At 69.7% G+C, this 12,066-nt stretch carries 12 protein-coding genes; 8 read left to right on the top strand and 4 right to left on the bottom strand.

From position 1 onward, the window contains the following. Positions 1–383: DUF6223 family protein (locus CQZ88_RS24535; RefSeq protein ID WP_102800448.1), on the bottom strand; the 383-nt coding region annotated here is incomplete at its 3' end. Positions 384–613: 230 nt separating this feature from the next. Between CQZ88_RS24535 and CQZ88_RS24530 the strand changes: the two genes are divergently transcribed. From CQZ88_RS24530 to CQZ88_RS24510, 5 genes are all read left to right on the top strand, one after another. Then, positions 614–1,864 (top strand): sensor histidine kinase, encoded by a 1,251-nt coding sequence (locus CQZ88_RS24530; RefSeq protein WP_006943311.1) that lies wholly within the window; start codon positions 614–616, stop codon positions 1,862–1,864. Further along, positions 1,861–2,553, top strand: a complete 693-nt coding sequence (locus CQZ88_RS24525) for a response regulator transcription factor (protein ID WP_043797531.1) — start codon at positions 1,861–1,863, stop codon at positions 2,551–2,553. Before CQZ88_RS24530 ends, CQZ88_RS24525 begins: the two co-directional genes overlap by 4 nt. 110 nt (positions 2,554–2,663) lie before the next feature. Further along, positions 2,664–3,392 (top strand): hypothetical protein, encoded by a 729-nt coding sequence (locus CQZ88_RS24520; RefSeq protein WP_102800435.1) that lies wholly within the window; start codon positions 2,664–2,666, stop codon positions 3,390–3,392. Between the two features lie 104 nt (positions 3,393–3,496). Then, complete coding sequence (locus CQZ88_RS24515) at positions 3,497–4,186, top strand: hypothetical protein (RefSeq protein WP_006943317.1); 690 nt, start codon at positions 3,497–3,499, stop codon at positions 4,184–4,186. Between the two features lie 156 nt (positions 4,187–4,342). After that, positions 4,343–4,663, top strand: a complete 321-nt coding sequence (locus CQZ88_RS24510) for a DUF6191 domain-containing protein (protein WP_006943319.1) — start codon at positions 4,343–4,345, stop codon at positions 4,661–4,663. Between the two features lie 11 nt (positions 4,664–4,674). Here the strand turns inward: CQZ88_RS24510 and dmpG are convergent, their stop codons facing one another. Genes dmpG through CQZ88_RS24495 form a run of 3 tightly spaced genes read right to left on the bottom strand, consistent with a single transcriptional unit; the run spans position 4,675 to position 7,492 of the window. Then, entirely contained in the window at positions 4,675–5,742 is a 1,068-nt protein-coding gene (gene dmpG / locus CQZ88_RS24505; RefSeq protein ID WP_006943321.1) for a 4-hydroxy-2-oxovalerate aldolase, read from the bottom strand. 5 nt (positions 5,743–5,747) lie between these two features. Beyond that, a complete protein-coding gene (locus tag CQZ88_RS24500) occupies positions 5,748–6,677 on the bottom strand; it encodes an acetaldehyde dehydrogenase (acetylating) (RefSeq protein ID WP_006943322.1) in 930 nt (309 codons plus the stop codon). 29 nt (positions 6,678–6,706) lie between these two features. After that, positions 6,707–7,492 carry a 2-keto-4-pentenoate hydratase gene (locus CQZ88_RS24495; protein WP_044476323.1) on the bottom strand — a complete coding sequence of 262 codons (786 nt, stop codon included), beginning with the start codon at positions 7,490–7,492 and terminating at the stop codon, positions 6,707–6,709. Positions 7,493–7,623: 131 nt separating this feature from the next. Between CQZ88_RS24495 and kstD the strand changes: the two genes are divergently transcribed. Genes kstD through CQZ88_RS24480 form a run of 3 tightly spaced genes read left to right on the top strand, consistent with a single transcriptional unit; the run spans position 7,624 to position 12,050 of the window. Beyond that, the gene (gene kstD / locus CQZ88_RS24490) at positions 7,624–9,336 is read left to right on the top strand and encodes a 3-oxosteroid 1-dehydrogenase (RefSeq protein WP_081637041.1); all 1,713 of its coding nucleotides are present in this window, start codon (positions 7,624–7,626) and stop codon (positions 9,334–9,336) included. Between the two features lie 50 nt (positions 9,337–9,386). Further along, entirely contained in the window at positions 9,387–10,247 is an 861-nt protein-coding gene (locus CQZ88_RS24485; protein ID WP_006943326.1) for a MaoC/PaaZ C-terminal domain-containing protein, read from the top strand. Between the two features lie 57 nt (positions 10,248–10,304). Then, positions 10,305–12,050, top strand: a complete 1,746-nt coding sequence (locus CQZ88_RS24480; protein WP_044476324.1) for a cholesterol oxidase substrate-binding domain-containing protein — start codon at positions 10,305–10,307, stop codon at positions 12,048–12,050. The last annotated feature ends 16 nt before the right edge of the window (positions 12,051–12,066 follow it).

Here is a 12,066-nt window from a genome sequence, read left to right as displayed (position 1 = left end):
CTGGAATCGTGACCGGATCGGCTGGTGCGACGAGAGCGGGCCAGAGCCAGCCCACCGAGGACCGTGCCGATCAGCCCGAGCGCCACGGCGAGGACGGCGCCGGCGAGCCCGTTGCCGGTGCCGAGTCCACCGGCGGAGTTGACCCCGTGCACCCCGCCGGCGATGACGCTGATCGGTCCCAGCACCAGGGCCACGATCGTCCGAGCTCGTCCGGTGCCGGTGCGGCGGGATCGGGCCAGGGCCAGCCCACCGGCGACGGCGCTGATCAGCCCCAGCACGGCTGCCGCGGTGGGCACGGTTCGCCCGACGCCGAGCTCGTAACCGGCAGCGACAACGGAGACGTGCGTGATCGCCGGTGCGGCAAGCAAATCGAGGACAGGCATTGCGGATCCTTTCGGTCGAACGACGGGTTCCGGCCGCGCTCATGGAGGCCTCCGTCGTTGAGCGGACGCATACGATCGTCGCGTCTCGGCAACGGGGTGTCCTCGGACAGCGGGCGGCAGCGGATACGAAGTTCGACGTAGGTGGCTCGCGCACAACCACGCTTCTCGACGTAGGCGGCCGCGCAGTTCGCGGGAGTTGTTTTCCCCACCCGGAACCATATGATCGCGCCATGCCGGATCGCGTCACGTTGTTCCGCCCGCCCGCCTGGGCGCAGGATGTGCTGCTGGCGGTATTCATCACTGTCATGCAGGTCCAGGGCACCGTCGTCCGCAACAGCGGGGAGCCCGAAGCAGTGCTGCGCCCCCTGTCCGACCTCGGGAACCTCGGCTACCTGCTGTTGATCGCCGGTGGCGCGGTCCTGGTCCTGCGCCGCCGCTGGCCAGTCGCAGTGTTCGCCGTGACCGCGCTCGCCAGCATGGTGTACTACACCCTCGACTTCCCGGACGGCCCCGGATGGCTGGGCCTGTTCGTGGCCCTCTACACCCTCACCGCCCGCGGCGACGGACGTCGCTCGCTGGTGATGGCCGTTGTGGGCATCGCAGCACTGGCCGCGGTCTGGCTGATCGCCGCGACCGACATCGAACCCCCAGCCGCCGTCGGCTGGGTGTACTTCCGGATCGGCGCCGCGGGCATGAGTGCCGCCCTCGGGGAGAGCGTCCGCTCGAGGAGAGTCATCGCGGAAGAAGCACTCGAGCGCGCCGAATTGGCCGAACGCTCTCGTGAGGACGAAGCACGCGCCCGGGTCGACGAGGAACGGCTCCGGATCGCGCGCGAGGTCCACGACACCGTCGCGCACGCCATCGCCATCATCAACGTCCAAGCCGGCGTCACCGCACACGTACTGGACAAGCGACCGGAACAAGCACGCCAGACGCTCGAGGCCATCGAGCAGACCAGTTCCCGGGCCCTGCAGGAGATGCGGGCCATCCTGGGGGTCCTTCGCGACGACAACGACGGCCGCCTCCCACCCCCAGGGCTCGGGCAGGTCGACGAACTCACCGCCAGGGCACGCGAAGCCGGGCTCGACGTCGAGTTGGAGACGACATCACCCCCACCGCCCGTACCCAGCGCGGTAGGCAGCGCCGTGTACCGGATCCTGCAGGAGTCGATCACCAATGTGATTCGCCATGTCGGACCGACCAGGGTCGCAGTCGCCCTGAACTACGGCCCCGACGCCGTGGAAGTCCGCGTGACGAACGACGGCCCGCGTGCGGATGGGGACACCGACAAAGCAGCCAGAGGCGCCGACCGTGCGGACGCCGAGTTCGCCGGCACGGACACACGCGGCCACGGGATCGTAGGGATGCGCGAGCGTTGTCAGCTCTTGGGCGGCGACTTCGACGCCGGCCCGCTCCCGGGCGGCGGCTTCGCCGTCACCGCCCGGCTGCCCTTGGCCCCGGCCGCAACGGTGAAGGTATGAACCCGGTGACAGGCGCATCCGGCCGCGACACTCCGATCAAGGTCCTACTCGTGGACGACGAGCATCTGGTGCGGTCCGGCTTCAAGATCCTCCTCGAGGTCGAGGACGGCATCACGGTGGTCGGGGAAGCCGCAACCGGCGCCGAAGCCGTGGAGCAAGCCCGGGCCCTGCGCCCGGATGTCGTGCTCATGGATATCCGTATGCCGAAGATGGACGGCATCGAGGCCACCCGGCAGATCGCCACCACCAACGGGCTCCAATACGTACGCATCCTCATCCTGACGACCTACGACACCGACGCCTACGTCTTCGAAGGCCTCCAGGCCGGCGCCAGCGGCTTCCTGCTCAAAGACGCGGGTCCGGCCGAGCTCCTGCACGGCATCCGCGTGGTCGCCGCCGGAGAAGCTCTGCTCGCACCGCGCATCACGCGCCGCCTCATCGCCCAGTTCACCACCCAGCGCACAGCCGACAAGGCCGCCGATCATCGGCTCGAGGTCCTCACCGACCGGGAACGCGAGGTCCTGACGCTGGTAGGTATGGGCATGAGCAACAACGAGATCGGCGCCGAACTCTGCCTCAGCCCGGCCACCGCCCGCACCCACGTCAGCCATGCCATGGTGAAACTCGGTGCTCGCGACCGCGCGCAACTGGTCGTCATCGCCTACCGAACGGGACTTGTGAAGCCGTAGGCGATCAGCCTGTCGACCCCGCGATCCGAATCTTCTCTGATCGACGACGTCTCAGACGAGAGGGGTGTCTGTGCCGGCGACCGCCCGAGCACTCCGTAGCCTGACGAGGCATGAGTGATGCAGATATCCACTTCTACTTCGACCCGGTGTGCCCGTTCGCCTGGATAACCAGCAAGTGGGTGCGCCTGGTGGCGGCCCAGCGCGAATTCCGAGTCGACTGGCGGTTCATTTCGCTGCGCCTGATCAACGCGCACGTCGACTACGACGTTCACTTCCCGCCCGAGTACAAAGCCGGTCACACGAGTGGGCTGCGGCTGCTCCGGGTCGCGGCGCGAGTGCGGGCCGAGCACGGGCGCGAGGCGGTGGATCCGCTGTACCGGGCGCTCGGTGCGCGGATATTCGAGACCACGCCGGACGCCGACAACACCGCCGGACCGGAACAGCAAGGAACGCGGGCTTTCCTCGAGCCGATCCTGGCCCGGGCGGGCCTACCCGTGCAGGTGGCGGACGCGCTGGACGACCCCTCGCTCGATGCGCTCATCCAGGCGGAGACCGACGAGGCACTGCGCCTGACCGGCAGAGACGTCGGCACGCCGATCATCCACTTCCAGCCGCCGAACGGCGTGGCCTTCTTCGGGCCGGTGATCAGCCGGCTACCCGGCGAAGAGGACGCCCTCCGCCTGTGGGACCACGTCGTCGGGCTGGCGAGCTTCCCCGGCTTCGCCGAACTCAAACGTAGCCTGCGCGAACTGCCGCAACTGCCCGGCCTCGGCGTCGCTCCCGACGAGGTGGGAGTGGAGCAGGACTGGCACGGTGGCAGTCGACGAACCAAGAGATGAGCAACCGGCGCCGGCCACCCCGGCACCGTTCGGCCCGACAGCCAGGTCGAGACGGCTGCCGTTGTGTATGTCCGATGCGGACCGGTAACGGATAGCCTCGAGCCATGATGCTGGCGAACGTCTGCGAGCTCTATCGAGACGCAGGCTTTCTCGGGCAGCCAGCGGCTGCCGCCACCAGCCTGGCCTTCGTGATCGCCGGCCTGGCCGTGCTCGCACGTCGTCGGCAGGGCACGCCGACGGTGACCTACGGTCTCCTCGTCATCACGGTCGGCGCCGGATCCCTCATAGCGCACGGACCGAACCCGCCGTGGCAGGCCTACGCACACGACATACCGATCGCGACATTGCTCGCTTACACAGCCGTCGACGCCGCTTCCGACCGGTTCGACCGACGGTTGTCGCCGCGGTGGTGGCTCGTCGCTCCGTTCGTGATGGTTCCCGTCGTCGCAGCCGGCTCGAGCGCCTCCACGATCGTGCAGGCACTGCTCGCCGCGGTCACTGTGGGACTCGCGCTGGAACGCGCCCGCGTCCGTCCGCACCTGCGCCGCACGACGATCATCGCGGCACTGCTTCTCGCGTCCGGCGCCGTGCTCGGCACCATCGGCGACCGGACCTCGCTCTGCCGGCCGAGTAGTGTCCTGCAAGGCCACGCGCTGTGGCACATTCTCGCCGCCACCGGACTGTGGCGGCTCTCGCCCACGATCGGTTCACGGTCCCCCCGGATATCGGCCAGGACATCGCGGCATCTGTCGGGCCGGGCCGGGCCGGCCCGGAGACGGCCCGGGCAGGCTTGACCGCGTCGGTGGCACATGCACCGTCCTTCATCCACCCGGCCACGGGCAGAGCACCCCGGACGAGCTCCGCAGTGCGAGCACCGGCGAAGTCCCTCGATACCCGCCCCTGCGCACCGGGAATCGTTGCCGCCTTCCACGGCTCGATACCCTGGAACGATGGGCGCGCTGTTCGCGATGACGATTCCGGGACTGGCCTGCCTGCTGGTGGGCGCGGCCGCGGTCGAGGTGTTGTGGAGCCGTCTGACGGGTCATCGCCTGCTCCGGCGCAGCGGGGACGGTCGCACACGGCCGGTGGCGGCAACGGGGTTCGAGGAGGTCGGTGCGGTGTTCGAAGGGTCGCGGCGATTCGAATTCGAACAGCGACAGACCTCGCTGATGGACCGTGAGGACGCCACCGGTGGCGAACCCGGATGGCTGAGCGTCGAAACCCGTTGGGGCCGAATGTCACATTGCGTCGATCGAATTGACGCCATGTGACATTCGGTCGGTCAGGCGGTCTGCTGTTCGCGCTGGAGTTCGAGGGCGATGTCGATCAGCTGGTCCTCCTGGCCGCCGATGAGCTTGCGCTTGCCCGCCCGCACCAGCAGCTCCGCGGCGGAGACCCCGTACCGCTCGGCCTGGCGCTCGGCGTGGCGCAGGAAGCTCGAGTACACCCCGGCGTAGCCCATCATCAGGGCCTGACGGTCGAGCAGGCACTCGGCGGGCATCACGGGGCGCACGACGTCCTCCGCGGCGTCCGCGACGGCGAAGAAGTCGATGCCGGTCTTGATCCCCACCTTGTCGCACACGCCGACGAACGCCTCGACCGGGGTGTTGCCGGCACCCGCGCCGAACCGGCGGGCCGACCCGTCGATCTGCTTGGCACCCGCGCGGACCGCCGCGATCGAATTCGCCACGCCCAGGCCGAGATTCTCGTGCCCGTGGAAGCCGACCTGCGCGTCGGAACCCAGCTCCGCGACGAGCGCCTCGACGCGTTCGGCGACCTGCTCGAGAACGAGCGCGCCGGCCGAGTCGACGACGTACACGCACTGGCAGCCCGCGTCGGCCATGATGCGGGCCTGCTCGGCCAGCTTCTCCGGGGTGACGGTGTGCGCCATCATCAGAAAGCCCACGGTCTCGAGCCCGCGCTCGCGGGCGAGCCCGAAGTGCTGGACGGACACGTCCGCCTCGGTGCAGTGGGTGGCGATGCGGCAGATCGAGGCGCCGTTGTCCTGCGCCTCGATGATGTCCTCCTTGATGCCGACACCGGGCAGCATGAGGAAGGCGATCTTCGCGTGCTGCGCGGTGTCGACGGCGATCTTGATCAGTTCCTGCTCCGGCACTTTCGAGAACCCGTAGTTGAACGAGGACCCGCCGAGGCCGTCGCCGTGCGTGACCTCGATGACGGGGACGCCCGAGAGGTCGAGGGCGGCGACGACGGCGCGCACCTCCTCCCGGTCGAACTGGTGACGCTTGTGGTGCGAGCCGTCGCGCAGCGACGTGTCGGTCACGCGGATGTCCCACGACGGCTCGAAGAAGATGTCGTCGCGACGGAGGTCGGAGTTCGAAGAGGTCATCGGAGTCAGGCCTTCACGGTGGAGTTCGAGGGGAGGGAGTCCGCCGAGAGGAGCGCGCGGGCGATCTCCTCGCCCACCTTGGTGGCGGCCGCGGTCATGATGTCGAGGTTGCCGGCATACGGCGGCAGGAAGTCGCCGGCGCCCTCCACCTCGACGAAGGTGGTGACGGTGGCGTGCCCGCCGGACACGACGGTCGGCTCGTCGAACTGTGGTTCGTTGAGCAGGCGGTAGCCGGGCACGTACTCCTGCACGTCGGCGACGACGCGGTGGATGGACTCGGCGATCGCGTCCCGGTCGGCGTCCTCGGGGATGGCACAGAAGATGGTGTCGCGCATGATCATCGGCGGGTCCGCCGGATTGAGGATGATGATCGCCTTGCCCTTGCGGGCACCGCCGATGGTCTCGATGCCCCGGCTGGTGGTCTTGGTGAACTCGTCGATGTTGGCGCGGGTGCCCGGCCCGGCGGACACCGACGCCACCGACGCCACGATCTCGGCGTAGGGCACGTCCACCACCCGGGCGACGGCGTGCACGATCGGGATGGTGGCCTGACCGCCGCAGGTGATCATGTTGACGTTGGGCACGTCGAGATGCGCCCCGAGGTTCGCCGGTGGCACGACGGCCGGTCCGACGGCGGCAGGGGTGAGGTCGATCGCCCGGATGCCGGCCGCCTCGTACCTCGGCGCCGCCGCCCGGTGCACGTACGCGGACGTCGCCTCGAACACCAGGTCCGGCTTCTCCGGCTGCGCGAGCAACCAGTCGATGCCCTCGGCCGATGTCTCCAGGCCGAGCGTGCGGGCGCGGGCGAGGCCCTCGCTCGCCGGGTCGATGCCGATCATCCACCGCGGCTCGAGCAGGTCCGAACGCTGCAGTTTGTAGAGCAGGTCGGTGCTGATGTTGCCCGACCCGACGATCGCGACACTTGCCTTGGCCATTGTTTCTCCTTGCAGTCCGGACCGGGTGGTCACGAGAACGTGAGCGAGACGGAGCCCAGTCCCGCGAACTCGGCGTGGAACTCGTCGCCGGGGCGCGCGTCGACGGCCCGGGTGCACGAGCCGGGCAGGACGATGTCGCCCGCCTTCAGCCGCACTCCGAAACTCTCGACCTTGCGGGCGAGCCAGGCGACGGCGGTGACGGGATTGCCGAGCACCGCGTCGCTGCGCCCCTCGGCGATCCGTTCGCCGTTGCGGGTGAGCACGGCGTCGATGCCCTTGGTGTCGACGCCGGACGGCGCCACCCGCTGCGCGCCGAGCACCCATCCGGCGGAGGAGGCGTTGTCGGCGATGGTGTCCGCGAGGCCGATCTTCCAGTCCTTGATCCGGCTGTCGATCAGTTCGATGGACGGCGCGAACGCGACGGTGGCGTCGAGGACGTCGCTCTCGGTGCAGTCCGCGCCGGGCAGGTCCTTGCCGAGCACGAAGGCCACCTCGACTTCCACCCGCGGGAAGCAGTACCGCGAGGTGTCGACGGGCCGGTCCTCGAAGACCTGCATGTCGTCGAGCAGGTGGCCGTAGTCGGGTTCGTCCACGCCCATCATCTGCTGCATGGCCAGCGAGGACAGCCCGACCTTGTGGCCGACCACGCGGGCACCGGCCGCGAGCCGGCGACGGATGTTGATCAGCTGGATCTCGTAGGCGTCGACGACGTCGATGTCGGGGTGCCGGGCCACGAGCGGGCCGACGGGGGTGCGGTCGCGTTCGGCGGCCTCGAGCTCGTCCGCCAGCCGGGTGCGCAGTTGCGTCGGCAGCATTGCGGTTCCTTCCTGTTCACCGGCGACCGGCATGTTCTGCAACCTGTTTCCGTTCGGCCCGTGGTGTGCGGGTGATTCTTCCTGGCAGAAGGGATGGACTCACCGCGCCATCATTCTATAACGTGTTCTACATGATCAAGCAGGAATACGACATCGTCGTAGTCGGCAGCGGTGCCGGCGGAATGACCGCCGCGCTGACCGCCGCGCACCAGGGCGCGAGCGTCGTCCTGATCGAGAAGGCACCCCACTACGGCGGCTCGAGCGCGCGCTCGGGCGGCGGGGTGTGGATCCCGAACAACGAGGCCCTGAGGGCCGCCGGGGTCACCGACACCCCGGACTCGGCCCGCACCTACCTGCACAGCATCATCGGCGACGTGGTGCCCGCCGACAAGATCGACACCTACATCGACCGCGGGCCCGAGATGCTGTCCTTCGTGCTGAAGCACAGCGCCCTGGAACTGCAGTGGGTGCCGGGCTACTCCGACTACTACCCCGAGGCCCCCGGCGGCCGGCTCGGCGGGCGGTCCGTCGAGCCGAAACCGTTCGACGGCAAGCGCCTCGGCGACGACCTCGCCCTGCTCGAGCCCGACTACGTCAAGGGCCCGCCGAACTTCGTCATCACCCAGGCCGACTACAAGTGGCTCAACCTCCTCATGCGCAACCCGCGCGGACCGGTCCGCGCCGCGAAGGTCGGCATGCGATACCTGTGGGCCCGCGCGACGAGGAAGCACCTGCTGGTCCGCGGCCAGGCGCTCATGGCCGGACTCCGCGTCGGCCTGCGCGACGCCGGGGTACCGCTGCTGCTCAACACCGCCCTGACGGACCTCGTCGTCGAGGACGGGGTGGTGCGCGGTGTGCGCGTCGAGTCGGACGGACGGACGGACACCATCCGGGCCCGCCGCGGCGTCCTGATCGCCTCCGGCGGCTTCGAGCACAACGAGCAGATGCGCACGCAGTATCAGCGCGCCCCGATCGGCACCGAGTGGACCGTCGGCGCGAAGGCCAACACCGGGGACGGCATCCGCGCGGGCCAGGCTCTCGGTGCCGCCGTCGATTTCATGGACGACGCCTGGTGGGGCCCGTCCTTCCCGCTCACCGGCGGCCCGTGGTTCGCCCTGTCCGAGCGCAGCCTGCCGGGCTCGATGATGGTCAACGCGGCCGGCCGGCGCTTCGTCAACGAATCCGCTCCGTACGTCGAGGCGGTGCACGCCATGTACGGCGGCCGCCACGGCCGGGGCGACGGACCCGGCGAGAACATCCCGTGCTGGATGATCCTCGACCAGCGCTACCGCAATCGCTACACCTTCGCCGGCATCACGCCCCGCAGTCCCTTCCCCAAGCGGTGGCTGAAGGCGGGTGTGGTGGTCCAGGCCGGCTCGATCAACGAGCTCGCCGAGAAGATCGGCGTGCCGGCGCAGACCCTCACCGCGACCGTCGAACGATTCAACGGCTTCGCCCGCGCGGGCCGGGACGAGGACTTCGGACGCGGCGAATCCGGCTACGACCACTATTACGGCGACCCGCGCAACAAGCCCAATCCGAGCCTCGGCGCCATCGACAAGGCCCCCTTCTACGCGATCAAGGTGGTGCCCGGCGATCTCGGCACCAAGGGCGGCCTGCGCACCGACGCCGACGCCCGGGTCCTGCGCGAGGACGGGACCGTGATCGAGGGTCTCTACGCGGCCGGCAACGCCAGCGGTCCCGTCATGGGCCACACCTACGCCGGCCCCGGCGCCACGATCGGCCCGGCCATGACCTTCGCCTATCTCGCGGTCCTCGACGCCCTCGGCCGACCGGAGCAGCCCGCCGCGCGGCCGATCTCCGAGACCGCCGAACAGCACTGAGCCGCACTCGATCCGGCCGAACCCCGTCCGCCGAACAGAAAGGGTCCCGCGTGCCCATCGATCCCGCCGTCGCACTCGGCGCCGAACTGCCCGCCCAGGAATTCGCCTGGAGCAGCAGCGACGTTCAGCTCTATCACCTCGGTCTCGGCGCCGGCGCGCGTCCCACCGACCTCGGTGAGCTGCGCTACCTGCGCGACGGCGATCCGCAGGTCCTGCCCACCTTCGCCACCGTCGCCGCGACGTTCCACGACACCGAGCCGCCGAAGGTCTCGTTCCCGGGCATCGAGATCGACCTGGCGAAGGTGGTGCACGGCAGCCAGGAGGTGACGGTGCACGCTCCCCTACCACCGGAAGGCAAGGGCCGCACCGTGACCCGAATCGCCGAGGTGTGGGACAAGGGCAAGGCCGCGGTGATCGTGCAGGAGTCGACGACCACGGATCCGGCCGGCAACCCGCTGTGGACGGCCCGCTCGTCCATCTTCGCCCGCGGCGAGGGCGGCTTCGGCGGCGAACGCGGACCGTCCGAGTCCGTCGAATTGCCGGACCGAGCACCCGATTTCGAGGTGGATGTCGCGACGCTGCCGCAACAGGCCCTGCTGTACCGGCTGTGCGGCGACCGCAACCCGCTGCACTCGGACCCGCAGTTCGCGCAGGCCGCCGGGTTCCCCGCTCCGATCCTGCACGGGCTGTGCACGTACGGGATCGTCTGCAAGACGCTCACCGACGCGGCGCTCGACGGTGATGCCGCGTCCGTGCACGGATTCACGGCCCGGTTCGCCGGCGTCGTCTTTCCCGGCGAGACCCTGCGGGTGCGCGCGTGGCGCACCGGCGACCGGCTGCTCGCGACCGCCGCGGTGGTCGAGCGCGACCTCGCGCCCGCCCTCACCGACGTGGTCCTCACCATCGCCTGACACCCCGTCCTCCCCCAGCACCGGTCCGCCACGGTCCGGTGAGAAAGCAGTGTGTTCATGACGATTCGCACCGAACCCCTGCGCCTGTCGCGCCGGGGTTTCCTCGCCGCCGGCGCGGGCGCGCTCGCCGCCACCGCGCTCGGCGGCTGGACCCCCGTCCACGCCGTACCGGCCGGCTCGTCCGGTGCCACCCTGACCACCCCGGCCGCGTTCCCCGACGGCATCGCCCTCTACCAGCAGGCCTACCAGAACTGGTCCAAGGAGATCATGCTCGACGCGATCTGGACGTGCGCCCCGCGCAGTCCCGAGGACGTCGTCCGGCTCGCGAACTGGGCCCACGCTCACGGCTACACCGTCCGGCCGCGTGGCGCGATGCACGGCTGGACTCCGCTGACCATCGTCAACGGCGCACCGGTGGACAGGGTGATCCTGGCGGACACGATGGCGCATCTGAACGGGGTGTCGGTGCACTCCGGTTCGGACCCCGCCACCGTCACCGCCGGAGCCGGAGCGACACTCGACGCGATCACCACGGCGCTGCAGGGGCACGGCCTCGGCTGGGCCAACCTCCCCGCACCCGGGGTGCTGTCCATCGCCGGTGCACTGGCCGTCAACGCGCACGGTGCGGCGCTGCCCGCCGACGGCGAAAAGAACGTCCCGGGACACACCTTCGGCTCGCTGAGCAATCTCGTCACGGAACTGACCACGGTGGCGTGGAACGGCAGCGAGTACGCGCTGCGCACCTACACGCGCGCCGACGCGGACATCACTGCGCTGCTCGCCCACCTCGGCCGGACGTTCGTCACCTCGGTCACCCTGCAGGCCGGCCCGGACACCCGGATGCGGTGCCAGAGCTACACCGACATCGACTGGCGCGAGCTGTTCGCGCCTGCCGGAGCACCGGGACGCACCTTCGAGAGCTTCGTGCGGGCCTGCGGGCGCGCGGAGGCGATCTGGTATCCGTTCACCGACAAGCCGTGGATGAAGGTGTGGTCCCTCGCTCCGCAGAAGCCGGTGACGTCCCGAGAGGTGTTCGGCCCGTACAACTATCCGTTCTCGGACAACGTCCCCGAGCCCGTCACCGACCTGCTCGGGCAGATGACGGCCGGGAACCCCGCCATCGCGCCGGCTTTCGGGCAGGTCTACTACAACACCACCGTCGCCGGCCTCGCCGCCACGAACTCGAGCGACATCTGGGGCTGGTCCAAGGACCTGCAGTTCTACATCAAGGCCACCACCCTGCGGCTCACGGAGGGCGGCGGCGCGGTCCTCACCAACCGCGCCAACATCGCGAACGTGATCCACGACTTCACGCAGTGGTTCCACGAACGCATCGAGCACTACCGGGCGCTCGGGCAGTACCCGCTCAACGGCCCGGTCGAGATCCGGTGCTGCGGGCTCGATCAGCCCGACGACGTGCGGGTCCCGTCCGCCGGGCCGCCGACCATCTCCGCGACCCGGCCGCGACCCGACCACCCCGAGTGGGACACCGCGATCTGGCTCAACGTGCTCGGGGTGCCGGGCACCCCCGGCATGTTCGCGTTCTACCGCGAGATGGAGCAGTGGATGCGCGGTCACTACAACATCGCCGACTCCACCTTCCGGCCCGAATGGTCCAAGGGCTGGGCGTTCGGCCCCGAACTGCCGTACACGGACCAGCGGGTCATCGAGCAGGTCCTGCCCGACACCTACCGGGAAGGCGTGCCCGCGGACGAGAACTGGGACTCCGCGCGGGCGGTGTACAACCGGCTCGACCCGCATCGGGTATTCAGCAACAGCTTCATCGACCGGCTGCTGCCCTGACGAGAAGGCGCCGGAC

The organism is Rhodococcus sp. ENV425, from assembly GCF_002887785.1.
Classification (GTDB): domain Bacteria; phylum Actinomycetota; class Actinomycetes; order Mycobacteriales; family Mycobacteriaceae; genus Rhodococcus; species Rhodococcus aetherivorans.
This window is presented reverse-complemented; position numbering and strand designations above follow the sequence as displayed.

Bases quoted from the DNA above. Each gene is read 5' to 3' on its own strand.
- CQZ88_RS24530 (WP_006943311.1), top strand. From the start codon at position 614: ATGCCGGATCGCGTCACGTTGTTCCGCCCGCCCGCCTGGGCGCAGGAT.
- CQZ88_RS24515 (WP_006943317.1), top strand. From the start codon at position 3,497: ATGATGCTGGCGAACGTCTGCGAGCTCTATCGAGACGCAGGCTTTCTC.
- CQZ88_RS24495 (WP_044476323.1), bottom strand. From the start codon at position 7,492: ATGCTGCCGACGCAACTGCGCACCCGGCTGGCGGACGAGCTCGAGGCC.
- CQZ88_RS24480 (WP_044476324.1), top strand. From the start codon at position 10,305: ATGACGATTCGCACCGAACCCCTGCGCCTGTCGCGCCGGGGTTTCCTC.
- dmpG (WP_006943321.1), bottom strand. From the start codon at position 5,742: ATGACCTCTTCGAACTCCGACCTCCGTCGCGACGACATCTTCTTCGAG.
- kstD (WP_081637041.1), top strand. From the start codon at position 7,624: ATGATCAAGCAGGAATACGACATCGTCGTAGTCGGCAGCGGTGCCGGC.
- CQZ88_RS24525 (WP_043797531.1), top strand. From the start codon at position 1,861: ATGAACCCGGTGACAGGCGCATCCGGCCGCGACACTCCGATCAAGGTC.
- CQZ88_RS24500 (WP_006943322.1), bottom strand. From the start codon at position 6,677: ATGGCCAAGGCAAGTGTCGCGATCGTCGGGTCGGGCAACATCAGCACC.
- CQZ88_RS24510 (WP_006943319.1), top strand. From the start codon at position 4,343: ATGGGCGCGCTGTTCGCGATGACGATTCCGGGACTGGCCTGCCTGCTG.
- CQZ88_RS24520 (WP_102800435.1), top strand. From the start codon at position 2,664: ATGAGTGATGCAGATATCCACTTCTACTTCGACCCGGTGTGCCCGTTC.